32 protein-coding genes and 1 tRNA gene are annotated in these 26803 nt (G+C 63.7%); 20 read left to right on the top strand and 13 right to left on the bottom strand.

Going from position 1 to position 26803, the window contains the following annotated elements; genetic code table 11:
* Positions 1-12: 12 nt before the first annotated feature.
* The 7 genes from MTR65_RS02940 to MTR65_RS02910 all read left to right on the top strand — a co-directional run bounded on the left by MTR65_RS02940 (position 13) and on the right by MTR65_RS02910 (position 5576).
* Positions 13-1158: a phage tail sheath subtilisin-like domain-containing protein gene (locus tag MTR65_RS02940; protein ID WP_243796875.1), complete on the top strand. Its 1146-nt coding sequence runs from the start codon at positions 13-15 to the stop codon at positions 1156-1158.
* Positions 1159-1202: 44 nt separating this feature from the next.
* Positions 1203-1712 (top strand): phage major tail tube protein, encoded by a 510-nt coding sequence (locus tag MTR65_RS02935; protein ID WP_243796874.1) that lies wholly within the window; start codon positions 1203-1205, stop codon positions 1710-1712.
* 128 nt (positions 1713-1840) lie between these two features.
* Positions 1841-2182, top strand: coding sequence for a phage tail assembly protein (locus MTR65_RS02930; RefSeq protein ID WP_243796873.1), 342 nt, complete (start codon positions 1841-1843; stop codon positions 2180-2182).
* Positions 2179-2319, top strand: coding sequence for a GpE family phage tail protein (locus MTR65_RS20130; protein ID WP_268739227.1), 141 nt, complete (start codon positions 2179-2181; stop codon positions 2317-2319). The genes MTR65_RS02930 and MTR65_RS20130 overlap by 4 nt, the downstream gene beginning before the upstream one ends.
* A 4-nt stretch (positions 2320-2323) precedes the next feature.
* Positions 2324-4111, top strand: coding sequence for a hypothetical protein (locus tag MTR65_RS02920; protein WP_243796872.1), 1788 nt, complete (start codon positions 2324-2326; stop codon positions 4109-4111).
* A 71-nt stretch (positions 4112-4182) separates the two neighbouring features.
* Entirely contained in the window at positions 4183-4557 is a 375-nt protein-coding gene (locus tag MTR65_RS02915) for a phage tail protein (RefSeq protein ID WP_243796871.1), read from the top strand.
* On the top strand, positions 4557-5576 hold the full coding sequence (locus tag MTR65_RS02910; RefSeq protein WP_243796869.1) for a contractile injection system protein, VgrG/Pvc8 family: 1020 nt from the start codon (positions 4557-4559) through the stop codon (positions 5574-5576). Before MTR65_RS02915 ends, MTR65_RS02910 begins: the two co-directional genes overlap by 1 nt.
* Positions 5577-5803: 227 nt before the next feature.
* Here the strand turns inward: MTR65_RS02910 and MTR65_RS02905 are convergent, their stop codons facing one another.
* Complete coding sequence (locus MTR65_RS02905; protein WP_243796868.1) at positions 5804-6625, bottom strand: WYL domain-containing protein; 822 nt, start codon at positions 6623-6625, stop codon at positions 5804-5806.
* Positions 6626-6876: 251 nt separating this feature from the next.
* A complete protein-coding gene (locus MTR65_RS20295; RefSeq protein WP_419145029.1) occupies positions 6877-7371 on the bottom strand; it encodes a helix-turn-helix transcriptional regulator in 495 nt (164 codons plus the stop codon).
* Positions 7372-7456: 85 nt separating this feature from the next.
* Between MTR65_RS20295 and MTR65_RS02900 the strand changes: the two genes are divergently transcribed.
* From MTR65_RS02900 to MTR65_RS02870, 7 genes are all read left to right on the top strand, one after another.
* Positions 7457-7795, top strand: a complete 339-nt coding sequence (locus MTR65_RS02900) for a transcriptional regulator (RefSeq protein WP_243796867.1) — start codon at positions 7457-7459, stop codon at positions 7793-7795.
* Entirely contained in the window at positions 7792-8244 is a 453-nt protein-coding gene (locus MTR65_RS02895; RefSeq protein WP_243796866.1) for a hypothetical protein, read from the top strand. Before MTR65_RS02900 ends, MTR65_RS02895 begins: the two co-directional genes overlap by 4 nt.
* Positions 8245-8249: 5 nt before the next feature.
* Positions 8250-8597, top strand: a complete 348-nt coding sequence (locus MTR65_RS02890; RefSeq protein WP_243796865.1) for an Ogr/Delta-like zinc finger protein — start codon at positions 8250-8252, stop codon at positions 8595-8597.
* Positions 8598-8634: 37 nt separating this feature from the next.
* Complete coding sequence (locus MTR65_RS02885) at positions 8635-8841, top strand: hypothetical protein (RefSeq protein WP_243796855.1); 207 nt, start codon at positions 8635-8637, stop codon at positions 8839-8841.
* Between the two features lies 1 nt (position 8842).
* Complete coding sequence (locus MTR65_RS02880) at positions 8843-9079, top strand: hypothetical protein (RefSeq protein ID WP_243796851.1); 237 nt, start codon at positions 8843-8845, stop codon at positions 9077-9079.
* Positions 9076-9300 carry a hypothetical protein gene (locus MTR65_RS02875; RefSeq protein WP_243796849.1) on the top strand — a complete coding sequence of 75 codons (225 nt, stop codon included), beginning with the start codon at positions 9076-9078 and terminating at the stop codon, positions 9298-9300. Before MTR65_RS02880 ends, MTR65_RS02875 begins: the two co-directional genes overlap by 4 nt.
* A 306-nt stretch (positions 9301-9606) precedes the next feature.
* The gene (locus tag MTR65_RS02870; RefSeq protein ID WP_243796846.1) at positions 9607-10533 is read left to right on the top strand and encodes a tyrosine-type recombinase/integrase; all 927 of its coding nucleotides are present in this window, start codon (positions 9607-9609) and stop codon (positions 10531-10533) included.
* A gap of 79 nt (positions 10534-10612) precedes the next feature.
* On the opposite strand, the gene MTR65_RS02865 is transcribed toward MTR65_RS02870, so the two are convergent.
* The 6 genes from MTR65_RS02865 to aspS form a co-directional block, all read right to left on the bottom strand.
* Positions 10613-10689 (bottom strand) — tRNA-Met (locus MTR65_RS02865).
* A gap of 107 nt (positions 10690-10796) precedes the next feature.
* Positions 10797-11342, bottom strand: a complete 546-nt coding sequence (locus MTR65_RS02860) for a 2'-5' RNA ligase family protein (protein ID WP_243796845.1) — start codon at positions 11340-11342, stop codon at positions 10797-10799.
* Between the two features lie 37 nt (positions 11343-11379).
* Positions 11380-12354 (bottom strand): endolytic transglycosylase MltG, encoded by a 975-nt coding sequence (gene mltG, locus MTR65_RS02855; protein WP_243796844.1) that lies wholly within the window; start codon positions 12352-12354, stop codon positions 11380-11382.
* A gap of 31 nt (positions 12355-12385) precedes the next feature.
* Positions 12386-13645 carry a beta-ketoacyl-ACP synthase II gene (gene fabF, locus MTR65_RS02850; RefSeq protein WP_243796843.1) on the bottom strand — a complete coding sequence of 420 codons (1260 nt, stop codon included), beginning with the start codon at positions 13643-13645 and terminating at the stop codon, positions 12386-12388.
* Between the two features lie 133 nt (positions 13646-13778).
* Positions 13779-14015 carry an acyl carrier protein gene (locus MTR65_RS02845; RefSeq protein ID WP_028657713.1) on the bottom strand — a complete coding sequence of 79 codons (237 nt, stop codon included), beginning with the start codon at positions 14013-14015 and terminating at the stop codon, positions 13779-13781.
* 184 nt (positions 14016-14199) lie between these two features.
* A complete protein-coding gene (aspS, locus tag MTR65_RS02840) occupies positions 14200-15993 on the bottom strand; it encodes an aspartate--tRNA ligase (RefSeq protein ID WP_243796842.1) in 1794 nt (597 codons plus the stop codon).
* A 170-nt stretch (positions 15994-16163) separates the two neighbouring features.
* Here aspS and MTR65_RS02835 point away from each other — a divergent pair, with 170 nt between their 5' ends.
* The 3 genes from MTR65_RS02835 to MTR65_RS02825 all read left to right on the top strand — a co-directional run bounded on the left by MTR65_RS02835 (position 16164) and on the right by MTR65_RS02825 (position 19396).
* The gene (locus MTR65_RS02835; protein WP_243796841.1) at positions 16164-17177 is read left to right on the top strand and encodes a hypothetical protein; all 1014 of its coding nucleotides are present in this window, start codon (positions 16164-16166) and stop codon (positions 17175-17177) included.
* Between the two features lie 75 nt (positions 17178-17252).
* Entirely contained in the window at positions 17253-18503 is a 1251-nt protein-coding gene (gene rnd / locus MTR65_RS02830; protein WP_243796839.1) for a ribonuclease D, read from the top strand.
* Positions 18500-19396 carry a hydrogen peroxide-inducible genes activator gene (locus tag MTR65_RS02825; protein ID WP_039394162.1) on the top strand — a complete coding sequence of 299 codons (897 nt, stop codon included), beginning with the start codon at positions 18500-18502 and terminating at the stop codon, positions 19394-19396. The genes rnd and MTR65_RS02825 overlap by 4 nt, the downstream gene beginning before the upstream one ends.
* A 7-nt stretch (positions 19397-19403) precedes the next feature.
* On the opposite strand, the gene MTR65_RS02820 is transcribed toward MTR65_RS02825, so the two are convergent.
* Complete coding sequence (locus MTR65_RS02820) at positions 19404-20552, bottom strand: MFS transporter (RefSeq protein WP_243796837.1); 1149 nt, start codon at positions 20550-20552, stop codon at positions 19404-19406.
* A 182-nt stretch (positions 20553-20734) separates the two neighbouring features.
* On the bottom strand, positions 20735-21328 hold the full coding sequence (gene pgsA / locus MTR65_RS02815) for a CDP-diacylglycerol--glycerol-3-phosphate 3-phosphatidyltransferase (RefSeq protein ID WP_243796835.1): 594 nt from the start codon (positions 21326-21328) through the stop codon (positions 20735-20737).
* A 122-nt stretch (positions 21329-21450) separates the two neighbouring features.
* On the opposite strand from pgsA, the gene MTR65_RS02810 reads away from it, so the two are divergent.
* On the top strand, positions 21451-22758 hold the full coding sequence (locus tag MTR65_RS02810) for an MFS transporter (protein WP_243796833.1): 1308 nt from the start codon (positions 21451-21453) through the stop codon (positions 22756-22758).
* On the opposite strand, the gene MTR65_RS02805 is transcribed toward MTR65_RS02810, so the two are convergent.
* The 3 genes from MTR65_RS02805 to MTR65_RS02795 form a co-directional block, all read right to left on the bottom strand.
* Positions 22755-22982, bottom strand: a complete 228-nt coding sequence (locus MTR65_RS02805; protein ID WP_243796832.1) for a hypothetical protein — start codon at positions 22980-22982, stop codon at positions 22755-22757. The two genes, MTR65_RS02810 and MTR65_RS02805, sit on opposite strands and share 4 nt — an antisense overlap.
* A gap of 183 nt (positions 22983-23165) precedes the next feature.
* Positions 23166-23348, bottom strand: a complete 183-nt coding sequence (locus MTR65_RS02800; RefSeq protein WP_039394171.1) for a CsbD family protein — start codon at positions 23346-23348, stop codon at positions 23166-23168.
* A 149-nt stretch (positions 23349-23497) separates the two neighbouring features.
* On the bottom strand, positions 23498-23911 hold the full coding sequence (locus tag MTR65_RS02795; protein ID WP_243796831.1) for an EVE domain-containing protein: 414 nt from the start codon (positions 23909-23911) through the stop codon (positions 23498-23500).
* Positions 23912-23993: 82 nt separating this feature from the next.
* Between MTR65_RS02795 and MTR65_RS02790 the strand changes: the two genes are divergently transcribed.
* On the top strand, positions 23994-24929 hold the full coding sequence (locus tag MTR65_RS02790) for an isopenicillin N synthase family dioxygenase (protein WP_243796830.1): 936 nt from the start codon (positions 23994-23996) through the stop codon (positions 24927-24929).
* A gap of 111 nt (positions 24930-25040) precedes the next feature.
* Complete coding sequence (locus MTR65_RS02785; protein ID WP_243796829.1) at positions 25041-26741, top strand: putative bifunctional diguanylate cyclase/phosphodiesterase; 1701 nt, start codon at positions 25041-25043, stop codon at positions 26739-26741.
* Positions 26742-26803: the final 62 nt, after the last annotated feature.

Genomic DNA, 26803 nt, shown 5'->3' with positions numbered 1-26803 from the left:
AAGGAACCTGCCATGCACGGCATCAAGACCAACGTCCTCACCACGGGCACCCGCGCGATCGCGGCGCTCTCCAGCGGCATCATTGGCCTCATCGCGACGGCCGACGATGCCGACGCGCAAACCTTCCCGCTCGACACGCCCGTGCTCGTCTCCAACCTGCGCGCCGTTCTGGCCGATGCCGGGACCACCGGCACGCTGCGCACGGCGCTCGATGCGATCTACGACCAGACCAGCCCGATCCTCATCGTGGTGCGCGTGGCCGAAGCGGAAACTGAAGAAGACCAGGACGCCGCCGTCATCGGCGATGCGGGGCTCTACTCCGGCCTCTACGCGCTCCTCGCCGCCCAGGCGCAGACCGGCTATCGCCCCCGCATCCTGGGCGCGCCGGGTCTGGATACGCAGGCCGTCACCACCGCGCTTGCCACCGTGGCCCGCCGCCTTCGCGCCATGGTCTACGCGCGCGGTATCGGCAATACGATTGCCGAGGTCGCCGCCTATCGTGAGGACTTTGCCGCGCGCGAACTCATGCTGATCTGGCCCAACTGGTCGAATGCCTTTGCGGGCGATGCCGTCGCCCGGGCCATGGGCCTGCGCGCCCAGATCGATCAGGAAACGGGCTGGCACAAGTCGCTCTCCAACGTCGCCGTCCAGGGCGTCACCGGGATCTCGGAAAACCTCTTCTTCGATATCCAGGACGACACCACCGATGTTGCCCTTCTGAACGATGCGCAGATCACCACGCTGGTGCGCAGCCCGGCGGGCGGCTTTGTCTACTGGGGCAACCGCACCTGCTCGGACGAACCGCTTTTCGCGTTCGAACCGGCCGTGCGCACCTCGCAGATGATCCAGGACGAAATCGCCCGCGGCCTCGTCTGGGCCTCAGACCGTCCCCTCACCCGCTTCCTCATCAAGGACGTGGTCGACACCGGCAATGCGCGCCTGCGCAGCCTTGTCGCGCAAGGGCGTCTCATCGGCGGGCGCATGTGGTTCGACGATGCCCTCAACCCGGCTGAGAACCTCGCCAACGGCCAGCTGGTGATCGATTACGACTTCACCCCGGCCGCCCCGCTCGAAGGCCTCACGCTGAACCAGCGCATCACCGATCGCTACTACGCGGACCTCGCGGCTGAACTCGCCACCGATCTGGCCGCCGCCTGATCGGCCAGCGCCTCCCCTTCCCCGATCATCCAAGGACCTGACCGATGGGCTTCCCCTCGAAACTGAAAAACATGAACCTCTTCGGCAACGGCGACAGCTATCTCGGCATCGTCTCAGAAGTGACCCTGCCCACGCTCACCCAGACGCTGCTCGACTGGCGCGGCGGCGGCATGCTCGGCCCGATCGCGGCCGACATGGGCCTCGAACGCCTGGAGCTGGAGTTCAAGCTGGGCGGCCTCACCCGCAATGCCCTGCGCTCCTATGGGGTCGCGGACCATGCCGGGCTCCTCACCCGCTTCGCGGGCGCCTACCAGGACGATAACTCGGGCCGCGTACTGGCAGCCGAAGCCACCATCATGGGCCGCTATTCCGAGGTCGACTTCGGTACGGCCAAGCCGGGCGATGACACCGAACACACCTACACTGTGGTCGCCAGCTACTACCGGCTCGAGGTCGACGGCGAAGAATGGTTCGAGATCGATCTCCTCGGTGGGATCTTCCGCGTCTTCGGCCAGGACCGCTACGCGCAGATCCGCGCCGCCATCGGCGCCTGATCGCTCTTCCCTGATCCGCTGTGCCCGCGCGCCCTCCCGGCCCGGGCACGGCTCTCCCCTTCCCCTGCGGTCGCTGGCGGGCACGCCGCAGGGGAAACCCGCCTCCCGCCCATCCAAGGACCCGACCCATGACCGATGCCAGCCAGACGCCGCCCGCCGCCGCGCGCGCGCGCGAAACCGTCACCATCACTCTCAACGAACCGATCACCCGCGGCGGGGGCAACATCTCCGAAATCACCCTGCGCAAGCCGCGCACCGGCGAAATGCGCGGGCTCAAGGTGGAGGACATGTTCACCACCGATGTGAACACGCTGATCGTCCTCCTGCCGCGCATTGCCACCCCCACCCTGATCGCGGCCGATGTGGAGAACCTGGACGCGGATGACCTCATGGAGGTGGCCGGTGCGGTGAAGGGTTTTTTTATGCCCCCCGCGATGAAGCAGGCGATCAAGGCCCTGTCCGGGGCCTGATCGAGGAACAGATCGCCAATATCGCCGCGATCTTCCACTGGCCCTTGTCCGAAATGCAGGACATGGATCTGGCCGAACTGGCCTTGTGGAACAACCTCGCGATCGAACGCTGGAACACGATGAACCGGGTGAAGTGACCCCATGGCCGACAATAAGCTCAACCTGCTGGTGAAGTTCGCAGGGGTCGACAAGCTCTCGGGCTCGATCAAGAACATCGTGGGCGCCAGCAAGGGCGGTGCCGCCGCGCTCAAGGAACTGCGCGGCCAGGCCACCGATGGCAAGAAGGCCATCAAGGCCCTGAATGGCGAGATCAAGGAAAACGGAAAGGAGCTGGAGCGCGTCCGCGCCCAGCTCGCCTCCGGCTCCATGAAAAGCGGCCTCGCCATGGCCGAGCGCGAGCTTGTTGCCGCGATCGATGATGCCAACGGCAAGATCCGCGAGCAGGAGCAACAGCTCGCGCGCACGAACCGCCAGATCGACCAGCAGAAAAAGAAGATGGAACGCGTGGCCGCCGTCCAGACCGGCTTCACGACGGTCGGCGCTGGCATGAGCAAAGCCGGAACGGCGCTCTCTATTGGTGTGACAGCTCCTGTAACCGCACTCGCAGCGTCCATCGGCAACCTCGCGGAGAAGTCGCGCGACATGCAGAATGCCGCTGCCGTCGCCGGTGTGGGCTTCGAAGAATTCCAGCGGGGAGCCTACGCGGCGCAATCGGTCGGCGTGGAATACGACAAGTTCGGCGACATCCTGAAAGATACCCAGGACAAGATCGGCGACTTCACCGGCAACGAAGGTGGCGAGATGTCCGACTTCTTCGAAAATGTCGGCAAGAAGGTGGGCATCACCGCCAAGTCCTTTGAGGGGCTATCCGGCGCCGACGCCTTACAGCTGTATTACAACACGCTGGTCAAGGCGAATGTAAGCCAGGCCGAGATGGTCACCTACATGGAATCCGTCGCGGATGAAGGATCGAAATTGATGCCGATCCTAGCGAACAACGGCGAGAAGATGCGCGAACTTGGTGCCAGTGCCAATGTCCTCTCGCAAACCGATGCTCAGGGATTGCAGCGCTACAACGACAGCATGCAGGAGCTCGGAAATGCCGCCCAAGGCGTGCAGATTGCCCTCGCCAACTCCGGCCTCATTGATGCGATGGTGTGGCTCGCGGAAAAAGGCACAGAGGCCGCTGACTGGTTCGGCACGCTGTCTCCTGCGGCGCAGAAGCTCTCGGTTGGCATAGGCCTTGTCCTCGCCGTTGCGGGGCCCCTTCTGGTTGGGCTGGGAATGGTTGTCTCGGCGGCCTCAACCCTTGCCCCCATTCTGGTCGGCATAACCGGGGTGATCGCAGGCATTCCGCTGCTGATTGGCCTTGCCGTCGCGGCCTTCGTCGCCCTCGGCGTCGCGATCTATGCCAACTGGGATAGCATCGTTGCTGGAGTGCAATCGGGCTGGGAGACGGTGAAGAGCTACTTCTCCAGCATGCCCGAATGGATGCAGAACATCGGCTCAATGATGATGACGGGCCTGCTCGCAGCCATCAACCCACTCGCGCTCGGCGCAAAGCTGATCTCCATGGCCAAGAACGGCATCACGGCCTTCAAGGACTACCTGGGCATCCACAGCCCCTCACGCCTCATGATGGAAATGGGCGGGCACATCACCGATGGCCTGGGCATGGGCGTCGATCAGGGCGCAGGACGTGCCCAGCAGTCCATGCGCAGCCTTGCAGGCGGCATGGTCGGCGCAGGCGCGCGCCAGCTCGCCCCGTCTGCCCCTCGCCCACGGCAGGCGGTAGCACCGGCCCAATACCACTTCCACATCAAGCAGGCCGCTGGCGAAGACAGCGAGAGCCTCGCCCGCCGCGTCGCCGAACTTGTTGAAAAGGCCAAACGGCAAAAACGCCTGCGCAGCCAGGAGGATGATTATTGAGGATGGCGAAAAAAGTGGCTCCCGGTTTTTTCCTTCCGTCCATCCGACCCAGAAAAGAAAGGACGTAGTCCATGCTCGCCGCCCTTGGCCTCTTCGTCTTCGAAACTGGCACCGCCCTGTTTGATCGCCTCGGCCGTGATCGCGACTGGCGCCACGAACGCACGCCGCGCTTCGGCGCGCGCGCAGCCAGCCAGTTCACCGGCCTGGGTGAAGACCGCATCACCATCGCAGGCACTCTGATCCCGGAAATCGCCGGGTCCTACTCGGCCCTCGAAACCATCGCCCAGATGGCCGATGAAGGCGAAGCCTGGCCGCTCGTCGATGGCCAGGGCAACATCATTGGCACCTACACCATCACATCCCTCAGGGAAGACAAGGACGCCCTGATCGACGATGGCCGTGCCCGCAAGACGGACTTTGTCCTGGAACTGGATCGGGTCGCCTGATGGCGCTCGCTCCCGACTCAACCGGCTATCGCCAGCCCCGCGCTGCCTGGCGCGTCGTCTTGGACGGGCGCGATCTGACGCAGCGCTTCGCCCCGCTCCTGGTCTCGCTGCGTCTCTCTGAACGCAGCGGCGAAGAGGCGGACGAACTGGAGATCGTGCTCGATGACAGCGCTCAGAACGTGGCCCTTCCCCCTGAAGGCGCGGTCCTGCACGTCGCCTTGGGCTGGGAGCGTGGCACCGACGTGCCGCTTGGCCTGGTCAGCAAAGGCAGCTTCACCGTGGACGAAGTCAGCTGGAGCGGCCCTCCCGATCAGGTCGCGATCCGCGCGCGCTCGGCCAATCTGGCCGGCTCTTACCGCCGCCGCGAAAACCGCGTCTGGCAGGACACCACGCTCGGCGCCATCGTGCTGGATATTGCCTCGGCGCAGGGCCTCACCCCGCGCTGCCACACTGCCTTGCAGGAAACCGTTATCGCCGCAGCGGAACAGGCAGGCAAAAGCCCGATGCAGTTCCTGCGCGATCTGGGCCGCCGCTACGATGCCACTGCTTCGGTAAAGGGCGGCGCACTTATCTTCACCCCGCGCGGTGCGCGAACCACCGCCACCGGCGCGGCCATTCCGGCCCAGAGCATCGCGCGCAGCCAATGCGTGAACGCCAGCTGGCGCCGCGCCGCCCGGTCGGGCGCGCAGGACGGTGCCGAAGCGCAGTGGCACGATGGAAACGCCGCCACGCGCAAGACGGTCACGGTCGGCGGTGAAAACCGCAAGCGCCTGAAAAGGGTCTACGCCAGCGAAGCCGATGCCCGCGCCGCGGCCGAGGCCGAAGCTGCACGCCTGGGCCGCGCAATTGCCACGCTCGATCTGGATCTCGCCTTTGGCGATCCCCGCCTCGCCCCCGGCATGCGCATAACCGCCACCGGGTTCAAAACCGGCGTAGACGGCTCAGGTTGGCTCATCGCCACGGCAGACCATGCCATGGACGATCGCGGGCTATCAACGCGGCTGACGCTCGAATCGTAGAGCGAGCGTCAGCTCAGCTGAGTAACCGCTTGAGCAGGGACCAGAAAGACACTGTCGCCCGTGAATAAACCCGGTTGTAGACCGCCTTATTCGGATTGGTGATGAACCCTGCCCCCCGGGGAACCTTCACGCCAAGATTGTGTCGAACGACTCGCTTTAGCGACGTGCGAGAAGTGATGCTCTTCCTGAGGCTAGGTTTACGAATACCAAGCTTCATAGCCTGCCCCTCAACCGCAAACCCATTCGGAAATGCGATCCTGCCGGAATGTGCGCTCTTCATTGCGTGAACGGTCATAACCTACGATGTAGATCCCGCGCTTTTCCCACATAGTGATAGTGCGCTTGCTCACCTCGCCATCGTGACCTGCATATTCGAAACGCGCCCATTTGCCCTGAGTTGGAAAGGCATCATCTGGCTCGACATCGCCCTTCCGGCGTTGATTCTCGATCCAATCAAGCCGCCACTGGCACTTTTCTTCAGCCTCATAAGCCTCGGCCAGATCGGCTTGGTATTCACTTGGCTCCATCTCGTCCTGCTTGAGTTCAAGGACCTCCAGGCGCTCTTCGGCCGCATTCAATTCCCGTTCTACAGCACGTCTGTACGTGTCTAGGTCAATCCGCTTGTCACGATAGGCAAAGTAGCGTTCTTCTAAGCGCTGTTCGACGCTGAGCAACTTCCACGCCGCGTTCGCCTTCCCAACGTTTGAAGGCGCGGAGGCTTTTGCTGTCCGATCCGGACGCGCACTACCTCTCGCAAAAACGTCACGCAAAGTCGGCCCGCCTCGCCATCCATGCTTCGCCACATGGCAAAAGATATACGCAAGTAACATCCAGAGCAGGAGACAGATCCAACCGCCTCCAGAAGAGGGATGTCCGCCGACTGAAAGTATGAGGAATATCGCCAACCACAAGACCGGAGTGGTCAAGAAGGGCACGCTGTACCACCTGGAACTCAGTTTCAACGTCTCGGGAGATGCCAACACCACTATGCCAACGACGATAGCTCCCAGCATCAAGAGAAAGCCCAAGGCCACGACCGTATCTGCCACCTGCCACCCCATCACCGTGATTCGCAGCTAAAAAATACTCAAAACCGCAAAACAAACAAATGCTTAGAGTGCGCTTTCTAACGCCACCTTCATGGCTCAGCCATAGGAATTTTCCCTTTCCAACACGGGCCTGTTCCGCTTAAAGGATGGGAACAAACAGTGAACAAGGGCGCAACTCAAAATGGAGCATGATGTCTACAGACGGTCGCCAGGGTGCGAATTTGGCTGCCCCAACTGCTCTGTCCGCTGTGCTAGCGCCGTTCTGATCCGTGATGAGATTTGGCGTGACTTGGAGGAGGCCCGCCGGGCTCAAGCACTTCGGCCGAGTGTCGCGGGCCAGCGTCAGGTCCGATCGCTGCAAAACCAGTTGGTAAGCGTCGAGCTAGAATGCGAGCAGCTTCAGCCCGACTCGCATCCTCGGGGATTGTTGCCAGCAGGGTTTCGAACATCGCTGCAAGCGCGGTTTCACTAGGCAGAACGACTTCAAGCGAAACAGTGTTCCTCACTGGCTCAGGTATGGGGACCAAGTCCGCAGGTGCGGCGGGATCGTCGATTTCACCCGACAGGTATTCAGGCGTAGTCCCCAATTCTCGCGCGATTCGGTGCAACTGGCCCGACTTTCGATAGCCGCGGTTTATGAGGTGATTTACAGCGGACTGCGTTACCCCAATGCGACGCGCGAGCTCCGCCTGCGACATTCCTGCAGCGGCTAGCCGCTCTTTAATACGTGAGCCTAAAAGTTCCATGGCTCGAATGGGTATAACAGTTGTCATAGGCTTCAACATGACACTTGTCATTGACAGAGTATGACTTAAATAATACCCCTCAGTCATGACGCATGACACCTCCTCCACTGGCTCCGCGAATTCCGCCCTCGCACTGGCTATCAGGAACGCGGGCGGCCAGTCCGGCTTGGCCCGAGCACTAGGGATCTCCCAACCTGCAGTTTCTCGGTGGGTGCGGCAGAATGCCCTCCTCCCTGGCAAGTATGTCCTTACGACCGAAGCCCTCACCGGCGTCCCCCGCCATCAGCTTCGCCCGGATCTATATCCCCGCGATCTCGGCCCCTCCCCGGAATGGCCCGGCCACCAGGCATTCCTTGGCGTAGACAGCGCCGTGTCGCGCGTCTCCTTCAATCAAAACAGCGCTTTGCAGGGAGAGGCCGCATGACCAAGCGCCGCGAACCGCTCACCTACCAGCACACCCTCACGAAGGTGGCTGCCCGCATCGGGTGGGATCGCTGCGCGCACATCTGCGGCGTGTCTGAACGTTCGGTGCGCAACTGGTCCGACCCTGATTGCGAAACAGAGATCCGCATGATCGACGCCGAACGTCTCGATCGCGCGTACCTTGAACATGGCGGCGAATGCGCCCCGTTCCACCACCTGATGACCCTGCGCCTGGAACTCTCCGCGAAGGGATCGGCGGCCACCTGCATGTTCTCGATTGCCTCTTCGGTCGCGAAGGAAAGCGGCGAGGCCATCGCCGCTCTGGTCGCAGCTGCGGGATCACTGGATGACACCACGCGCCGCGCTGCCGTGAAGGAAGGGGAAGAGGCCATCGCCGCCCTCACCCACGCCATGGCAGCCCTCGCTAGGCTGCCGGTTGAGGCCGCCTGATCGCCATGGGGACCGAACACCACATCATCGCCCGCGATGCGCTGGGCAACCGCTCGAAGCGCTCGGGCAACCTGCAGTGCCCACACTGCAAGGCCGTGGCCGAGGTCCGCTCCAGCGAGATGGTCACGCCCACACACCGCATCATCTACTACGATTGCACGAATACGTTCTGCGGCCACACTTGGCGCGCCTCGCTGTCCTACGAATACGGCCTCGTGCCCAGCGCCATCCCCGATCCCGATGTGAACCTGCCGCTGCGCATCGTGCCGCGCGAACAGGTGCTCGATGCTCTGCGCGAACGTGATCCCAACCAGCCCGACTTCTTCGACCAGGACGTCTCCGACGCCGCCTGATCGCCGCCCGCCTTCGTCCTTTCTGGGAGCTTCCCCGATGTCTGACACCACCAAGAAACAGAAGATCCATGCAGCCCATTGCCGCTGCCGCACCTGCTCACCCAGGGCCCCGCGGCCCGCAGCCACGCTCGCCTCCAATCTCGCGGCAGGCATCCTCATCCTTGCCCTTGCCCTTGCCCTTGCCCTGTGCCTTGCACTTCCCGCCCTGGCCCTCTGGCCGGGCGACACCTGGGGGAGCATCTGACATGCGTCACGATTGCGCCAACACGCTTCGCCGCGCCGCAAAGCCCATCGTCAGCTTTGAATGCACGGGCTGCGAACGCATCCATTTCAAGGTGACGGAGCCCCTTCCCGAAAACTGGTCGATCGAGATCATCGACGAGGAAGAGCACGCCTTCTGCCAGTACTGCACCGCCGAACGCGCCGCCCTGCGCAGCCTCGGCCTGTCCGACGAAGTCCTGGAAGAGGATCTCGTACGATGAGCGCCCCGATCCCCGCCGCCCAGCAACTGGAAATGCGCAGCGCTCTCGCCGCCCCTTACGTCTTCGTGCCGGGCCCCTCGCCCCTCGCGCGCGAAGAAGCCGCCGTAAAGGCCCGCGCCCGCCGCATCGAACAGACGCTGCTGCCCGCCCTCACCGGCATCATCACCGCCCTCGGCGCCATCGTCTTCATCGCCCAGATCGTGAGGGCAATCAGCACATGACTCGAACGTCCTCTCCATTTCGCCAAGCTGATGTCGCTCGGGCTATCAAGGCTGTTCGTAGCGCCCAGGTCCCTGTCTCCGGCGTCGAAATCGCACCTGATGGGACCATCCGGATCCTGACAGGCCCCTCGCCGACACAGCCCGCAATCTCCCCTTTTGATTCTTGGAAGCACGGTCGCGATGCGAGTTCGAATTAAAGGCCTGAACCGGACGAGGACAACGCTCGCATCCGGTAAGAAGGTCACCTACTACTACGCTTGGAAAGGTGGTCCCCGGCTCGAAGGTGAGCCTGGCACTCCCGAATTCATGGCTAGCTACAACGCTGCCGTCGCTGGGCGGCGCAAGCGAAACGAGGATCAGCTGATCTCGATTCTTGACGCCTTCGAAGCGTCAACCGATTTTGCCGACCTCGCGGATCGCACCCGAAAAGACTATCGCCGCCTTCTCATCGTCATTGAGCGCGAATTCGGCAACTTCCCGATCGCGGCCCTTGAGGATCGGCGGACGCGCGGCGAATTTCTGGCCTGGCGAGAGCGCCTTGCTGTGAAATCCCGACGCCAGGCTGATTATGCCTTCGCTGTCCTCGCACGGACCCTGTCCTGGGCCTATAATCGCGGGCTTGTACCCCTCAATCCCTGCGAAAGGCCAGGTCGGCTTTATCGGGCCTCTCGGTCCGAAAATATCTGGAGCAAGGCTGACGAAGCTGCATTCCACGCCGCAGCATCGCCCCATCTCTCTCTCGCCCTGACTCTGGCCCTCTGGACGGGGCAGCGCCAAGGCGACCTCCTTCAGCTCTCATGGTCAGCTTATAATGGCGAGACGATTCGCCTACGCCAAAACAAGACCAAGATGGCGATTGAAGTCCCTGTCGGCGCTCCACTCAAAGCGGCTCTCCAGAAGACGCTTGATCGCTACCGCTCGGACAACGTGCCCGTTCCCGAGACGATCCTCGCAACCGAGAGAGGAACTGCCTGGACCGAAGGCGGCTTTCGCGCCTCCTGGCGAAAGGCTTGCATCAAGGCAGGCGTCAAAGGCGTCACCTTTCACGACCTTCGCGGCACAGCCGTTACGCGCCTCGCGATCGCCGGTGCGACCGTGCCTGAGATCGCGACCATCACCGGCCACAAGTTGAAGGAGGTCGGGAGCATCCTCGATGCCCATTACATGAGCCGCGATCGAGCCCTCGGACAGGCAGCAATTCGCAAGCTCGAAGAGAGCAATTCTCCCAAATAGCCCCCAAACGCGACTTACGCGTCCAGATCAACTCCGGAAGAATGCAATAAAAAACCCCGGAAAATCCGGGGTTTATAGGTGGTAGCGGAGGAGGGACTCGAACCCCCGACACGCGGATTATGATTCCGCTGCTCTAACCGGCTGAGCTACTCCGCCATACCAATTCCGACCTTGGCCGGAGCAGTGTGGTGCGCCGCGTCTGCGGGGCAGGTGCGTGCCTCTAGGGGGGTATCGAGGATTGGTCAACACCCTATTTTACAAATTTAGCGATTAAAGTGCAGGTCCTTGATCGGGCGCCATAATCCGTCCTCCCAGGCATAGAGGCCAAAGCCGCGGAAACGGAAAGGTCGGAGCTCCAGCGTGGGCCCCAGCTGCACCTGAAGCGCCCTCGCCTCCTGCGAGGTCACCTTGTTCTGGATCGTGACGTGGAGGCGCAGGGGCTGGGCGTCCTGGCGCGTGAGGAGGCCGTGCATACGCTCGGCGATCTCGGCGTGGCATTCGACCATGGCGGGCGATTCGATGCGGATCGCGGTGCCCCTGCCCAGCTTCAGCAGACCCATGATCTGAGCCTGGGGCGGCGGATTGCGTGTCAGGTCTTTCAGGACCTGTATCACCTCCGCCTCCACGCTGGGTGGCAGCGCGTGAAAGAGCGTCACGTGCGCGCGCAGACGATTGCGTTCCGGCGGAAAGTGAGCGGCACGAAGCGCGTCGGCCCAGCCCTGGACCTCAGGAGGAAGCAGGGCCGTCACAAGCAAGGGAGCGCCCGGCTGACGCTCAGGGGCGAGGACTTGACCGGGAAGGTTCACCATGGCCAGCCTACCGTCATGCCAGGTGCCTCGAATGCACTCAGATCTCGCCGCGTTTGCGCCGGATCTCGAACCACTTCTTCACGTTCTCGTTGTGCGCCTCGAGAGTGGATGCGAAGACGTGCCCTCCCGTTCCGTCCGCCACCATGTAGAGTGCGTCGGTCTCGGCCGGATGCAGAACGGCCTCGATCGAAGCGCGACCCGGGTTGCAGATCGGGTGCTTGGGCAGGCCTACCATGGTGTAGGTGTTGTAATCATTGATCGCCTGGATCTCGGACTGGCGGATGCGCCGCCCCAGCGGCTTGCCCTTGGTGATGGGATAGATGATCGTGGGGTCGGCCTGAAGCAGCATCCCCTGCTTCAGACGGTTGGAATAGAGACCCGCCACGACAGTGCGCTCCTGTGCCTTGGCCGTTTCCTTCTCCACGATGGAGGCCAGCACCAGCGCTTCCTCAGGCGTCTTGACGACGAGATCGGGAGCGCGCTTTTCCCAGAGCTCAGCGAGGGTACGGCGCATGCCCGCCTGCATCTTGCGCAGCACGTCGGCGCGCGCATCGCCCTTCTGGATTTCGTAGGTCGCAGGAAGGACTGAGCCCTCCTCCGGCACAGCGAGATCGCCGGTCAGGGCCTCCTGCGCCATCAGGCGTTCGTAGACCATGATCGAAGGCATGCCCTCCGGGATCATGACCTGGCGACGCACCACGTCGTCGCTGGTGATGATCGCCAGAACCCGCGAGGGACTGGCGTGGGCGGGGATGACGAATTCCCCCGCCTTGATCGCGCCGCCACCTCCGAAGAGGCGCGCACGCAGGGCGAACCCGTCGCCCGAGCGCACTACGCCCTCGTCCTGGAGCTTGTCGGCCACCGCCGAGAGGCTGGCGCCATTGGGGACCACGAAGGCGGAATCCTTCGCGAGCGGGCCGGAACCGAACCAGCCGCCCACGACGTTCCACATCACGATCCCCGCCACCAGGACGAGCGCTGCCACGAGGGCATACGTGCGCCGTGACATCATGAGGGTTCTTCCCTGAAGCCCGCGCGGAAGGTCAGTCGACCTTCTTCATGATCAGGCTCGCGTTGGTGCCGCCAAACCCGAAGCTGTTGTTGAGCACGGCACGCACTTCGCGCGAACGTGCAACCTTGGGCACGAGGTCGACGCCTTCACAGCCTTCCGAAGGGGTGTCGAGATTGAGCGTGGGAGGCACGATCTGGTCGCGCATCGCGAGGATGCAGAAGATCGATTCGACCGCGCCCGCGCCGCCAAGGAGGTGGCCGATGGCCGACTTGGTCGAGCTCATCGAGACACTGTCCATGGCCTCACCAAACAGACGGCGCACCGCGCCAAGCTCGATGGTGTCGGCCATCGTCGAGGTGCCATGGGCGTTGATGTAGTCGATGTCGGCCGGCGTCATGCCCGCCTTCTTGAGAGCGGCAGCCATCGAACGGTAGGCACCGTCCATCTCCGGATCCGGAGCCGTCACGTGGTAGGCATCCCCCGAAAGGCCGTAGCCCACGACTTCGGCGTAGATCTTCGCGCCGCGCGCCTTGGCGTGTTCGTATTCCTCGAGGACGAGGACGCCCGCGCCCTCACCCATGACGAAGCCGTCGCGGTCCTTGTCGTAGGGGCGGCTCGCCTCTTCGGGACGGTCGTTGTAGCTGCAGTTGAGCGCGCGTGCCTGAGCGAAGCCGGCAATGCCGATCGGGCAGATCGTGCTTTCCGCACCGCCCGCCAGCATGATGTCGGCATCGTCGTCCTTGATCATGCGTGCGGCATCGCCGATCGAGTGCGCACCGGTCGAGCAGGCGGTGACGACTGCGTGGTTCGGGCCCTTGAGGCCGTACTTGATCGAGACCTGACCCGAGATGAGGTTGATGAGACGGCCGTGCACGAAGTGCGGCGAAACGCGGCCCGGGCCACGGTTGGCGAGCACGAGCGATTCGCTTTCGATACCGGGGAGACCGCCGATACCCGAGCCGATCGAGCAGCCCGCACGCAGCTTGGTCTCTTCGTCCATCTCGACAAGGCCGGCGTCTTCAAGCGCCTGGCCCGCGGCATCGATGCCGAAGACGATGAAGGGATCGACCTGGCGCTGGATCTTGGGATCCACGCGCTTGCTGGCATCGAACCCGTACTCGTGATCCGCCGGCTTGACCTCGCAGGCGATCTGGCACTTCTGATCCGACGCATCGAACTTGGTGATAGGGCCCGCCCCGCTCTTGCTGGCGAGGATGTTCTTCCAGGTCGTTTCCACGTCAGCGCCCAGCGGGGTGACGAGGCCAAGTCCGGTTACGACGACACGACGCATTCCAATGCTCTCCGAAACGGCGACAGGCCCGCCCCCTTAGAGGTCGAGCCTGTCAAATTCAATCCAATTGCCCACAAACCGGCGATGGTCCGCCCTGAAAGGACGTTACCGGGACGCTGCGGGCGGGCCGGGATCAGCCCTTGTTCTCGTCGATGTACTTGATCGCATCCGAGACGGTGCTGATCTTTTCAGCAGCATCGTCCGGGATTTCGACGCCGAATTCTTCTTCGAACGCCATGACCAGCTCGACGATGTCGAGCGAATCGGCACCCAGATCATCGATGAAGCTTGCATCTTCGGTGACCTTGTCGGCTTCCACACCGAGGTGCTCGACGACGATCTTCTTAACCCGATCGGCGGTATCGCTCATTTGTATAGACCCCTTCAGAAAGCGGAGGATTAATCTTGGTTGCTTGACGCCCTAGTTCCTAGGGCGCTGGCTGGCAAGTGCCGCCACAGCACGGGCACCGCACTTGTCCCAAGTGCGACGCCTTTGCAAGGGCGAAAGACCCTCACGGCGCCGCAAGCTCGGTTTTTGCGTCGATTTTCGCCGATCAGGCGCCCGGCTTGGGCTGGGGCTCGACGACGCGCATGTGCAGTTCGCGCAACTGACGCGATTCCGCGGGCGTCGGGGCGCCCATCAGGAGATCCTCGGCGCGCTGGTTCATCGGGAACAGCGAGATTTCGCGCAGGTTCTGCGCCCCGCAAAGCAGCATCACGATGCGATCGACGCCAGCAGCCATGCCGCCGTGCGGCGGAGCGCCGTACTGGAAGGCGCGGTAGAGACCGCCGAAGCGCTCTTCCACGTCGTCCTTGGTGAGACCGACCTTCTCGAAGGCGGCAACCATCAGTTCGGGATCCTGGTTACGGATCGAGCCCGAGGCGATCTCGAAGCCGTTGCACACGAGGTCGTACTGGTAGGCCTTGATCGTCAGCGGATCCTGACCGTCCAGCGCCTCCATCCCGCCCTGCGGCATCGAGAACGGGTTGTGCGCGAAGTCGACCTTCTTGTTGTCTTCGTCCCATTCGTAGAACGGGAAGTCGACGATCCAGCACAGGTCGAAGCGATCCTTGTCGATGAGGTCGAGCTGCTCGGCGACGCGGGTACGCGCAAGGCCTGCCAGCTTGGCGGCCTGCTCGGGCTTGCCCGCAGCGAAGAAGACGCCGTCGTTCTCGCCAAGGCCAAGCGCCTCGATCAGCGCTGCGGTCTTTTCCTCGCCGTGGTTCTTGGCGATCGGACCGCCCGGCTTGCCGTCCTTGATGTTGATGTAGCCAAGGCCAGAGAAGCCCTCACCGCGCGCCCAATTGTTCATCTCGTCGAAGAACTTGCGGCTGCCTGCGCCCGCGCCCGGAGCCGGGATCGCGCGGATCACGCCGCCCCCGCCAACGATGCTGGCAAAGATGCCGAAGCCCGATTCGACGAAGTGCTCGGTCACGTCCTTGATGAGGATCGGGTTGCGCAGGTCCGGCTTGTCCGAACCGTAGTCAAGCATCGCCTGGGCGTAGGGAATGCGGCGGAATTCGCCCGAAGGCGTCACCGGCTTGTCCCCTGCGAACGCGGCGAAGATGCCCTGCATGACCGGCTCCATCGTCTCCCAGATCTCTTCCTGGGTGACGAAGCTCATCTCGAGGTCGAGCTGGTAGAATTCGCCCGGCAGGCGGTCGGCGCGCGGGTCCTCGTCGCGGAAGCACGGCGCGATCTGGAAGTAGCGGTCGAAACCGGCCACCATAAGCAGCTGCTTGTACTGCTGCGGGGCCTGCGGAAGCGCGTAGAACTTGCCCGCGTGGATGCGGCTGGGAACGAGGAAGTCGCGCGCGCCTTCGGGCGAGGACGCAGTCAGGATCGGCGTCGAGAATTCGGTAAAGCCGATGCCTTCCATGCGGCGGCGCATGTCCGAGATGATCTGGGTGCGCTTGACGATGTTCGCGTGCAGCGTCTCGCGGCGCAGGTCGAGGAAGCGGTACTTGAGGCGAATGTCCTCGGGGTACTCCTGCTCACCGGCGACCGGCATCGGCAGTTCGGCGGCCTTGCCCAGCACCGTGACCGAACGGGCGTAGACCTCGATCTCGCCGGTGACGAGGTTGGGGTTCACCGTCTCGGGGGTGCGGGCCTTGACGGTACCCTCGATGGTGACGACCGATTCCAGACGCAGCGCGTCGAGGATCTCGAGCGCGGGGCTGTCGCTGTCGGTCACGACCTGGGTCATGCCGTAGTGGTCGCGCAGGTCGACGAACAGGACGCCGCCGTGGTCGCGCTTGCGATGGACCCAACCCGACAGGCGGACCGTCTGGCCGACCTCGGTCGCCGTCAGGGCGCCGCAGGTGTGGGAACGATAGGGATGAGTCATGGCGTCAGGCTTCTTCTTCGCGAAAAACTAAGAGTTCAGGCCGCGTCCCCTAGTCGAGTGGCGCGCCGATTTCCAGACACCGTTTGCCCCTGCGCAAAAGGTTATCCGCGTAACCCGGTATAAACCATTATCATCTAATTGCCTCAGGCTCGGGTCGAATGGAGAACACGATGTTGGCAGAGGTCACGATTGACAGCGCGGAAAACAAGGCTTTTCGACGCTCGATCGAGGACATGGTGCGCAGCCAGCGCGCGGATGAAGCGGCCGATATGCTGCGAGACATGCTGGCGGGCGTCTGCTCGGCGCAAGGCCCTCTCCCCGCCGAATTCCTGAATATACGGTCCGAGGCCATCTCGTTCACGGGCTGGAATCTCCTGGCCGACGCGATCTGGAAGCTGGACCAGTGCGGCGAGCCGGTCTCGGCCGTCAGCCTCGACCTCGATCCGCACACCATCAGCGAGGAGGACGGTGAGCCGGTCCTCGCCACCCGCTTCTTCTTCGACACCTCCTGGCCCTTCTCCGAATGCACCCGCGAGGAACTGCTTGAAGGCTTCAACGACTACGGTTCGGCCTGGCACAACGACCACGCCGATGCCGACGAACGTGTGGTGGGTATCGACGGCCTTGGCACCATGGCCGATGCGCTGGCCGCGCTGCACATGGCCAACGCCGCGCGCGAGACGCCGAACGCCACCGCTCTCCAGGCCGAGTTGCTCGGCACGCTTTACATGGGCGTGCTGTTCCACCTCGCCGTCGAGGACAAGGCCCGCCGCACCGCCCTGCCGCGCCGCATGGCCCTCCTCGCGGTAAGCGAAAGCCCCTTCGCAGCCCTCTCCACCCCGGTCCTCGCCAATTGCGACGCGCCCGAGGCGCCGAGCATTCCGGAACCCTTTGAAGGCTCCGCGCCCCCCTTGGGCACCTACGACGAGGACGCGGAAGAGGAGGACTTCGAGAACGAAGGCGAAGACCACGCCGACACGATGGCCGCACTCCTTTCGCCTTCCTATTCCGGTGACGTGCAAGGCACCGCTCCGGGCGATGACCCCGAGGCCTGGCACCTTCCGCCCCCGGGCATCCACACAACCGGCACGCAGCTGCGCCGCAAGCTGGTGACCGAGGAAAGTATCTCCGAGCTCGCCGAATCGGCCCGTCCGGGACTCCTTGCCCGCCTGTTTCGCCGTTAATAATCGCAAACAAACGCGAAACGGGGCATCGCTGGCGTTGATCCCTTCGCGCGTTCAGCGTAACGCCGCATACAAATGAAGATACACACCCTGATCACGGACAGCGACGAGCTCGCCCAGCTGTGTGACCGCCTTGCAAAGTCGGACTTTGTTGCGGTCGACACCGAGTTCATGCGCGAAAACACCTACTGGCCCGAGCTTTGCCTCGTCCAGATCGCCAACACCGAGGAAGCCGCCGCGATCGACCCGCTCGCCAGCGGCCTCGACATGACGCCGCTCTACGAGCTGCTCACGGACAACCACGATGTCCTCAAGATCTTCCATGCCGGCGGGCAGGACGTCGAGATCATCTTCAACGCGACGGGCAAGACCCCCTCGCCGATCTTCGACACCCAGATCGCGATGATGGCGATCAGCCAGTCGGAACAGATCGGCTATTCCAACCTCGTCGAATCCTGGCTGGGCCTGACCATCGACAAGGGCGCGCGCTTCACCGACTGGTCGCGCCGCCCGCTGACCGAGCGCCAGATCGAATACGCCATCGGCGACGTCACCCACCTCTCGAAGATCTTCCCCAGGATCCTCAAGCGCCTGATCAAGACCGGCCGCGGCATGTGGCTGAACCAGGAAATGGAGAAGCTGGCCGATCCGGACAACTACCGCAACGACCCGACGCTGGCCTGGCGCCGGATCAAGGCTGCGGGCCGCAATCCGCAGATGCTCGGCCGCCTGAAGGCCATCGCCGAATGGCGCGAGATGGAAGCGCAGGGCAAGAACATCCCGCGCGGGCGCATTGCCCGTGACGAGACGCTTGCCGACCTTGCGAGCCATCCGCCCAAGCAGCAGTCCGACCTCGCCAAGGTGCGCGGCCTCTCGCAAGGCTGGCGCGACAACGACATCGGCAAGCGCCTGATGAACACCATCGCCAAGGCCCAGCCGCTCGGCGACGACGAAATGCCCCCGCGCCAGCAGCGCGGCGCGCCGCTCGGCAAGGAAGGCGCGCTGGTCGCCGACCTCCTGAAGCTGCTTCTCAAGATCCGCGCGCGCGAGATCGACGTTGCCGCCCGTCTCCTTACCCGCAGCGACGAGCTGGAAATGCTCGCCTCGGGTGTGCGCAAGAACCTGCCGATCCTGGAAGGCTGGCGCTACGAGGTGTTCGGCAAGGACGCGCTCGAACTGGTCGAGGGTCGCCTTGGCTTCGCCGTCGAAAAGGGCCGCCTCAAGATGACCCGGGTCAGCGAGGACGAGGAAATCTTCGCCACCGCCGGCGCGGACGATGCGGGCGACGACGACACCGATGAGAGCGGGGACGACAGCGAATCATGACGGTCTACCAGCCGACACTGAAGCAGCTTCAGTATCTGGTTGCCCTGCATGAACATGGACATTTCGGCCGTGCGGCCGAAGCCTGCTACGTCTCGCAGTCGACGCTCTCGGCGGGTCTGCGCGATCTGGAAACCCTGCTCGACGTGACCCTGGTGGAGCGCACCAAGCGTGCGGTGCGCTTCACGCCGCTGGGCAACACGGTGGTCGAGAAGGCGCATCGCATCCTGCGCGAGACCGAGGAACTGTCCGAACTCGTCCAGTCGAGCGGCAAGCCGCTCTCGGGCGAGGTGCGCATGAGCGTGATCCCGACGATCGCACCGTTCCTGCTCCCACGCATGTTGCCGCGCCTGCGCCGTGAGCGCCCCAATCTCAAGCTTTTCCTGCGCGAGGAACCCAGCCAGGCCGCGATCGAATCGCTGCACCATGGCCGGGCGGACTGCGTGCTCCTCGCCCTTCCCTACCCCACCGGCGAGGTGGAGCAGGAGACGATCGAGCTCGACGCCTTCTTCGTCGCCTTCCCGGCCGACGATCCGCGCGATCCGCCCCAGGAAGTGGGGCCCGACATCATCGATGAAAACCGCCTCCTGCTGCTGGAGGACGGCCACTGCCTCAAGGACCACGCGCTCGCCGCCTGCAACCGGCCCGAACTGCGCGCGTCGGCCACGATGATCGGCACCTCGCTGCACACGCTGGTGCAGATGGTGGACAATGGGCTTGGTCTCACGATGCTGCCCGAAATGGCGCTCGATGCCGGGATCCTCAACGGTACCAACGTGGTCGCCCGCCCGCTGATCTCGGCCAACGCGAACCGAGAGATCGCGCTGGTCTGGCGAAAGAATTCGCCCCGCTCAGACGAATTCCGGATGCTCGCGGATGAACTGCGCGCGGGCTAACCGCGCCTTATTGCGCCGTTGACGCGGCCTTTCCGCCGGTGAACTGAAGCGCGACGCAGCACAGACTGATCGCCGCGCCAAGCGTACACACCCCCGTCCAGCCCAGGTGCGTCCAGCACGCCATCGCCGCCGCCGAAGCAAGGCCCCCGGCCACGAACATGGCGGTCATGTAGATCGTGTTGATGCGCGAACGCGCCTCGGGCTTCAGCGCGAAGATCACGCTCTGGTTCGAGATCTGGCTCGATTGCACCCCGAAATCGAGTGCAATGACGCCGAGCATCACGCCCGCAAGCCCGTCCCAAAGCCCGAAGATCGCCCAGGACGCGAGCGAAATGCAGGCCGCAGCGGCAATCACCCGGCGCGGGCCCCGACTGTCGGCAATGCGCCCCGCAACAGGCGCTGCCAGGACGCCGACCACGCCCAGGATACCGAACAGGCCCGCCACCTGCGGCCCGAAGCCGAAGCGCGCCTCCAGACGGAAGGCCAGGATCGACCAGAAGACCGAGAACACGCCGAACTGGCAGCACTGGATCGCCGTTGCCCGCCGAAGCGCAGGAAACTCGCGCCAGAGACCTACAAGAGAGCCCAGCGTCGCGCGGTAGCTTGTACCTGCCGTTTCGGGCGCGCTGCGTGGCAGGCGCAGCGCCACCATTCCCGCCGTTCCCAGGGCCAGGGGGACCGCGATCCAGAACATGGCCCGCCAGCCCAAGTGCTCGGCCACGAACCCGGCGAGCGTGCGGCTGAGCAGAATGCCGCAAAGCAGGCCCGCCATGACGACGCCGATCACATGCCCACGCCGCTCGGGAAGCGCGAGGCTGGCAGCCATCGGGATGATCTGCTGCGCCACCGAGGCAAAGATGCCCACCACCAGTGAGGCGATCAGGACGAGCGCCCCACCCTGCGCCAGCGCGACGCCCGCACAGGCGACAGCCAGCCCGAAACACTTCCACAGGACCAGCTGGCGCCGCTCGAACAGATCGCCCAGTGGGACAAGGAAAAGAAGGCCCAGCGCATATCCGATCTGGGTGGCTGTCGGCACATAGGCCACCCGCCAATCGGCAAGGTCGCCGTGCATCTGCTCGAGCATGGGCTGGTTGTAGTAGAGATTGGCCACGGTAAGACCCGCAGCCAGCGCCATCACCGCAACGACACTCACCGACAAAGGCGCGTGATGCTCTCGGGCAGAATGGGAAGGCGAGGAAATGGTAGGGCTCCGCGAACGTGCAGGGGCCAGGCAGGCCCGGGATCGAAGCCGAGCCCTAGGCCCGCCTCACTTCTGGCCGCGAATGCAACGAACGCACGCCCTTGCGCGTGCGACGCACTTTGCGGACCTTCGCCTCAGTCCATGTGCTTGAGGCCGACGCGCAGGTAATCCCAGCCGGTGATGAGCGTGAGCACGGCCGCCCCCCACAAGGTCGTCAGGCCCACGGTGTGCGGGATATTGATCGCCACGCCCGCGAACGGGGTGTTCCACCAGGGCATCGCCTTGCCCAGGATCAGCGCGCCCAGCGAAATCATCTGGAACGTCGTCTTCCACTTGGCGAGCTTGCTGACCGGGATCGAGACACGCAGAGGCCCCAGGAACTCGCGCAGGCCCGACACCGCGATCTCGCGGATCAGAATGACGAGCCCTGCAATCACGTGCATGTCGCCCACATAGGGCCCGCGCAGGATACCCTGCGCCGTCAGCACCAGGATGACCGCTGCAACCATGATCTTGTCTGCAATCGGATCGAGGAAGACGCCGAGCTTGGAAACCGTCCCGCTCGAACGCGCGAGATAACCATCGAAGTAGTCCGTGATCCCCATCAGGCAGTAGAGCGCGAAAGCGAGCGCATAGCCCAGCTCCCAGTTCGGCCACCACAGCAGGAAGGCAAGGAGCGGAACCGCGAAGATACGCGAAAGGGTCAGGATGTTCGGAAGCGTCAGCATATGGGCAGCCCCATAGCCGGGAATGCGGGGCGGAATAAAGTGTTGATCGGGGGTTGCGGCCTCGGCCTGCCGCTTTAAGGATCCCGTCAACCCGAACGGTGAGAGACCGGCAAGACCATTACATGACGCAATCGACCCAACTGCTCCGCGCGCGACGCTTTCTCCCTCTCTTCGTCACGCAGCTTCTGGGCGCGTTCAACGACAACCTGTTCAAGAACGCGATGGTCCTCTTCGTGGTCTACAGCGTCTACAACTCGGAGAGCTCCGAGGCGATCTTCAGCGCGGTGGCCTCGCTGATCTTCGTTGCGCCCTTCTTCCTGTTTTCCGCGCTGGCCGGACAGCTGGCCGACATGCGCGACAAGGCCGTAATCATCCGGCTCATCAAGCTGTGCGAGATCTTCATCATGCTGGTGGGCGGGCTTGGCCTTGCTCTCGCGTGGAAAGGCATCGCCCTTCACACTGTGGCGATCCCGCTGCTTCTGGTGGCGGTCTTCGCGATGGGGGTGCACTCCACCTTTTTCGGGCCGATCAAGTACGCGATCCTGCCCCAGCACCTCAGAAGCGAGGAAGTCCTCGCGGGCACCGGCCTCGTCGAGGCAGGCACCTATCTCGCGGTTCTGGCCGGTACCATCGTTGCGGGCTGGATCAGTGTCGATGCGGCGGCCATCGCGGTGATCGCGGTTGCCGTGATCGGCTATGTCTCGGGCCGCAGCGTGCCCCCGGCCCCGCCCATCGGCAGAATCGAGCCCCTCGATTTCCACCTCGTGCGCGCGCCGGTCCGCCTCATCCGCGCCACCATGAGCGATCGGCGGGTCTACCTTGCCGTGTGCTCGATCAGCTTCTTCTGGGCGCTCGGCACGATCCTGTTCATCCAGTTCCCGCCGTTAGCCAAGAACATCCTGATGGCCGCCAAGGAAGTGGCGAGCCTGTTCCTCGTCATCTTCTCCATCGGCATCGCCATTGGCTCTGTCACGATCAACGCGCTCCTCAAAGGCACCGTCTCGGCGCGTTGGTCGCCGCTTTCGGTCATCGCGATGGGGGTCTGCCTCATTGGCTTCGAACTCGTGTGCGAGGCCTGGCCCGCCTACGAGGGGCCCGACGCTCTCATGGACGTGGGCACCTTCGTGGTGCAGCCGCTCGCCCTCCCCCTGATGCTCGCACTTCTGGGCGTCGCCATTGCCGGGGGAATGTTCGTGGTGCCGCTCTACGCCTTTCTGACGACCTTCGTGGAAAAGTCGCAGACCGCGCGCACGATCGCGGCCAACAACGTGGTCAATTCGGGCGCGATGGTACTGGGCGCGGGCGTTGCCATGGCGCTCAACTTCTTCGGCATGCCCATCGTCAAGCAGCTCCTGGTCGTCGCGGCCGCCTGCCTTGCCTCGGCCTGGCTCGGCTACCGGCTCTACCGCGCCGAACTCGCCGCGCGCTAGATGATGAAGGTAAAGATCGCGAGGAACGAGGCGCAGTAGGCCGCGAGGAACTGCTGCCAGTCACCGCCTCGCAGCTTCCAGCGCCGCGCGGCCAGTGCCTCGTCATCGACGGCAGGGCGCAGGTGGGCCGGCACTTCGAGCACGTGGGCCGGAAGGGAGCGGCGGAATGGGTGCCCGGATTGTTCGCTGGAGAGGACCAGCGCGCGACGTTTCTGGGTTCTCATGTCGCCAAGTTAGCTAACAGTTAGTTAACTATCCAGTCGGAAATATCAGACTTCCCACTTCGGGACGAAAGTCCCCCGGCTGGCGCCGCCACATATGAAAGCGCACGAAAAAGGGGCAACCTTGCGGTCGCCCCTCTTCGCGTTGGCTCAAGGTTTCGCCTTGGCCAGATCGTGGTAGTGCCGTCAGACCCGGTCGCCCACGGCGCCCTTCACCTTGCCGACGCCCTGCTGAACTTCGCCCTTGCGCTCCTGGGCTTTGCCCTCAGCCTTCTGCTCGGGATCGTTGCGCGCATCGCCTGCGGCCTGCTTGGCGTTACCGGCGATCTCGTTACCCAGACCCTTGATCGTGTCCTTCAGTTCACCCATGATAACATCTCCTTGTTTTTTTCGGCGCTTACCTGCCGATCTTACACAAGGACAACAGCTCGGCCGGGTCTTTCGTTCCTTCCCGGCCGACAAGGCGAGCCTTACGTGAGACAACTGGATAATCCGGTTGAAGCCACTCCGGACAGGCATCAGTCGCCCGCCATCTCCAGAATGTGCGCCCATTCCTCGGGCCGGACCTCACCGACCGAGAGCCGCGACAGCTTGACCAGTTCCATGTCGGCGAGCGCCGGGTCGGCCTTGATCTGCTTGAGCGTGACGCTGCGCGCCAGCTTGCGCACCGGCTTGACCTTGACCGCGGCCCACTTGCCCTCCGGATCGCTCGGATCGGCAAGTCCCGCCGCGCTCACCTCGACGATCCCCACGATCTCGCGCCCCTCGTTCGAATGGTAGAAGAACGCCTCGTCGCCGACTTCCATCGCGCGCAGATTGTTGGCCGCCCGGTGGTTGCGCACACCGTCCCAGGTCCCCTCGCCCTCGCGCACCAGGTGGTGCCAGCCATAGGCATCGGGTTCGGACTTGAGGAGCCAGTAGCGCTTTGCCATCGTATGCCTTTCCGTTTCGACTAAGGGCTTCAAAACCTTTACAGCGGCGGCATAGACGATTCTTGATGGAAATATGCAAGACATGGACCTCGCCAATATCCCCGTTCTGAGCCTCGAGGCCGACCGCGACGATCTTCCCGCCCGTATCGGCGAATCGTTCCGCACCTTCGGTTTCGCCATGATCCGCGATCACGGCATCGACCAGGACCTGATCGACCGGGCCTGGGCTCTCACCCGCGAATTCTTCGCACTGCCCGAAGAGACCAAGCGCGCCTACCACCTGGCTGGCAAGGCCGGTGCGCGCGGGTACACCCCGTTCCGCACCGAAGTTGCCAAGGGCGCGACCGAGAAGGACCTGAAGGAGTTCTGGCACGTCGGGCGCGATCTTCCCGAAGGCTCGCCGCTGGCCGACAGCATGCCGCCCAACATCTGGCCCGGCGAAGTCGAAGGCTTCGAGGAGACCTTCAAGACCCTGTTCGCCCGCTTCGACGCGGTGGGCGCAGAGATCCTCTCGGCTATCGCCGTCCACCTCGGCCTCGATCCGCGCTGGTTCGATCCAGCCATCGACGATGGCAATTCGGTGCTGCGCCTGCTGCACTATCCGCCCGTGGCCGAAGGGGCCGGCGGGGCCATCCGCGCCGGGGCGCACGAGGACATCAACCTCATCACCCTCCTGCTTGGCGCCGAGGAAGCCGGTCTGGAACTTCTGGGCAAGAATGGCGAGTGGCTCTCGGTCGCACCGCCCGAAGGCGCGATGGTCATCAACATCGGCGATATGCTGCAGCGTCTGACCAACAACGTCCTGCCCTCGACCACGCACCGCGTGCGCAATCCCGAAGGCGAACGCGCCAGCTACAGCCGCTATTCGATGCCCTTCTTCCTGCACCTGCGCAGCGACTTTCCCTTCGTGACGCTTCCGCAATGCATCAGCGCCGAAAATCCCGACCACTATCCCGACGTCATTACCGCAGATGACTATCTTCAGGAGCGCCTGCGCGAGATCGGATTAAAATACTGAAACGCCGAACATTTAGCAAAATCCTGAAGTGAACTTCCGAAGCGATTTAACCAAAACTTCAGGGGATATACCTAGAGCTTCCAGTTCCGACGAATTCAGGGAGCTCTGGCTTTGAACGCCAAGGTCACGACGACCACAGACAACATCGACGACATCCCGGGCCGACGCACCGTGGATGTCGTCGCGTTCGGCATCGTGACGTCCGCGATTCTGCTGTTCACCGCGACCGGCAGCGTGATCGGCCCCGACGTCGTGCGCGCGCTGATGGGCCAGAGCCCGGGGCCCGACCAGTTCATCCTCAACGCCTTTCTTCTCAACATCGCGATCATCATCTTCGGATGGAGCCGTTACCGCGAGCTCAACGCCGAACTCGTAGAACGCACGCGCGAGGAAGCGGCGGCCCGCCGCCTGGCTGAAACCGACCCCCTGACCGGGTTCCTCAATCGTCGCAGCTTCGGCATGCGCGCCGACGTCATGATCGCCAAGGCCCGCGAGAGCGGACGCGCCGTGGCGCTGATGATGATCGATCTCGACAACTTCAAGCAGGTCAACGACTTCAACGGGCACGCCGCAGGCGACCAGCTGTTGAGACAGTGCGCCGCGCGCATCCGCGAGGTGGTTCCGATCGGCAGCGCCATCGCCCGCATCGGCGGCGACGAATTCGCCATTGCCATCGAGTATGCACCAGCCCAGAGCGGACACATCGATCGCCTCGCCGAGATCCTTCTCAAGCAGCTTGCCCGCACGATGCGCGTGGGTGATACGACGGCCGACATCACCGGCTCGCTCGGGCTTGCCTCGACCACACGCAACCACCGCGCCGCAGAGCCTGCCGACGCACAGGCCCTGCTCGAATATGCCGACGTGGCGATGTACCACGCCAAGCACCAGGGCCGGAATTCCTTCTCCTGGTTCGAGCCGCAGATGGCCGAGGAACTGCACCTGCGCACCGAGCTGGAAGACAAGATCCGCCGGGGCATCCCCGCTGGCGAATTCGTTCCCTACTACGAACGGCAAATGGATCTGGGCTCAGGTCGCCTGTGCGGCTTTGAAATGCTCGCACGGTGGCAATCCCCTGATCTGGGCCTCGTATCGCCCGACATCTTCATCCCGATTGCAGAGGATATCGGGGCCATCGCCGAGCTCTCTGAAGCGCTCATCCGCCAGGCCCTCCAGGATGCAAAGGGTTGGCCCCGCGAGCTCACCCTCTCGGTAAACATCTCCCCGCTCCAACTGCGTGATCCGTGGTTCGCCCAGAAACTTCTGAAACTTCTCGTCGAATCAAGCTTCCCCGCCGAGCGCCTGGAAATCGAGATCACCGAGAGCTGCCTGCACCAGAACGTGGGACAGGTCCGCTCGCTGCTGACCAGCCTCAAGAACCAGGGCATCAAGGTCAGCCTCGACGATTTCGGAACCGGCTTCAGTTCGCTCGCCCAGCTGCGCAGCCTGCCCTTCGACCACATGAAGATCGACCGCAGCTTCATCGAGCGGATCGATACCGACAGGGACGCCGCCGCCATCGTGCGCGGCATTGCGATGGTGGGCGAAGGCCTGCACCTGCCGATCACGGCCGAAGGCATCGCCAATGTTCACGTCCTCAACGAATTGCGCAAACTTGGCCCGGTAAAGGGCCAGGGCCACTATTTCGGCGCCCCGCGCCCCGCTTCCGAGCTCGGCGAGTGGATCAGCGCGGGAACCGCCCTGCGTGGTGAAAGCGCCCCTGTGAGCCCTGTTGGCCCGGACCGCCCACTGCGGACGCTCGACCTCGAGACTACGACCTCCAACGAAAACCGCCGCTCCGGCCGCGCCTGAACATCGCATGAGGCCGGGGCGCCATCGCACGCCTCTCGATCTGAGGGCTGGACCAATCCACC

It is taken from the genome of Novosphingobium mangrovi, assembly GCF_022818885.1.
GTDB lineage: Bacteria > Pseudomonadota > Alphaproteobacteria > Sphingomonadales > Sphingomonadaceae > Novosphingobium > Novosphingobium mangrovi.
This window is presented reverse-complemented; position numbering and strand designations above follow the sequence as displayed.

Coding starts and splice junctions, on each gene's coding strand:
- MTR65_RS02870 (WP_243796846.1), top strand. CDS start 9,607: ATGGCTAGCTACAACGCTGCCGTCGCTGGGCGGCGCAAGCGAAACGAG.
- MTR65_RS02915 (WP_243796871.1), top strand. CDS start 4,183: ATGCTCGCCGCCCTTGGCCTCTTCGTCTTCGAAACTGGCACCGCCCTG.
- fabF (WP_243796843.1), bottom strand. CDS start 13,645: ATGCGTCGTGTCGTCGTAACCGGACTTGGCCTCGTCACCCCGCTGGGC.
- MTR65_RS02885 (WP_243796855.1), top strand. CDS start 8,635: ATGTCTGACACCACCAAGAAACAGAAGATCCATGCAGCCCATTGCCGC.
- MTR65_RS02875 (WP_243796849.1), top strand. CDS start 9,076: ATGAGCGCCCCGATCCCCGCCGCCCAGCAACTGGAAATGCGCAGCGCT.
- MTR65_RS02920 (WP_243796872.1), top strand. CDS start 2,324: ATGGCCGACAATAAGCTCAACCTGCTGGTGAAGTTCGCAGGGGTCGAC.
- MTR65_RS02880 (WP_243796851.1), top strand. CDS start 8,843: ATGCGTCACGATTGCGCCAACACGCTTCGCCGCGCCGCAAAGCCCATC.
- MTR65_RS02800 (WP_039394171.1), bottom strand. CDS start 23,348: ATGGGTGAACTGAAGGACACGATCAAGGGTCTGGGTAACGAGATCGCC.
- aspS (WP_243796842.1), bottom strand. CDS start 15,993: ATGACTCATCCCTATCGTTCCCACACCTGCGGCGCCCTGACGGCGACC.
- MTR65_RS02795 (WP_243796831.1), bottom strand. CDS start 23,911: ATGGCAAAGCGCTACTGGCTCCTCAAGTCCGAACCCGATGCCTATGGC.
- MTR65_RS02810 (WP_243796833.1), top strand. CDS start 21,451: ATGACGCAATCGACCCAACTGCTCCGCGCGCGACGCTTTCTCCCTCTC.
- MTR65_RS02860 (WP_243796845.1), bottom strand. CDS start 11,342: ATGGTGAACCTTCCCGGTCAAGTCCTCGCCCCTGAGCGTCAGCCGGGC.
- MTR65_RS20295 (WP_419145029.1), bottom strand. CDS start 7,371: ATGGAACTTTTAGGCTCACGTATTAAAGAGCGGCTAGCCGCTGCAGGA.
- MTR65_RS02835 (WP_243796841.1), top strand. CDS start 16,164: ATGTTGGCAGAGGTCACGATTGACAGCGCGGAAAACAAGGCTTTTCGA.
- MTR65_RS02790 (WP_243796830.1), top strand. CDS start 23,994: ATGGACCTCGCCAATATCCCCGTTCTGAGCCTCGAGGCCGACCGCGAC.
- MTR65_RS02825 (WP_039394162.1), top strand. CDS start 18,500: ATGACGGTCTACCAGCCGACACTGAAGCAGCTTCAGTATCTGGTTGCC.
- MTR65_RS02895 (WP_243796866.1), top strand. CDS start 7,792: ATGACCAAGCGCCGCGAACCGCTCACCTACCAGCACACCCTCACGAAG.
- MTR65_RS02805 (WP_243796832.1), bottom strand. CDS start 22,982: ATGAGAACCCAGAAACGTCGCGCGCTGGTCCTCTCCAGCGAACAATCC.
- MTR65_RS02935 (WP_243796874.1), top strand. CDS start 1,203: ATGGGCTTCCCCTCGAAACTGAAAAACATGAACCTCTTCGGCAACGGC.
- rnd (WP_243796839.1), top strand. CDS start 17,253: ATGAAGATACACACCCTGATCACGGACAGCGACGAGCTCGCCCAGCTG.
- pgsA (WP_243796835.1), bottom strand. CDS start 21,328: ATGCTGACGCTTCCGAACATCCTGACCCTTTCGCGTATCTTCGCGGTT.
- MTR65_RS02890 (WP_243796865.1), top strand. CDS start 8,250: ATGGGGACCGAACACCACATCATCGCCCGCGATGCGCTGGGCAACCGC.
- MTR65_RS02910 (WP_243796869.1), top strand. CDS start 4,557: ATGGCGCTCGCTCCCGACTCAACCGGCTATCGCCAGCCCCGCGCTGCC.
- MTR65_RS02900 (WP_243796867.1), top strand. CDS start 7,457: ATGACGCATGACACCTCCTCCACTGGCTCCGCGAATTCCGCCCTCGCA.
- MTR65_RS02845 (WP_028657713.1), bottom strand. CDS start 14,015: ATGAGCGATACCGCCGATCGGGTTAAGAAGATCGTCGTCGAGCACCTC.
- MTR65_RS02940 (WP_243796875.1), top strand. CDS start 13: ATGCACGGCATCAAGACCAACGTCCTCACCACGGGCACCCGCGCGATC.
- mltG (WP_243796844.1), bottom strand. CDS start 12,354: ATGATGTCACGGCGCACGTATGCCCTCGTGGCAGCGCTCGTCCTGGTG.
- MTR65_RS02930 (WP_243796873.1), top strand. CDS start 1,841: ATGACCGATGCCAGCCAGACGCCGCCCGCCGCCGCGCGCGCGCGCGAA.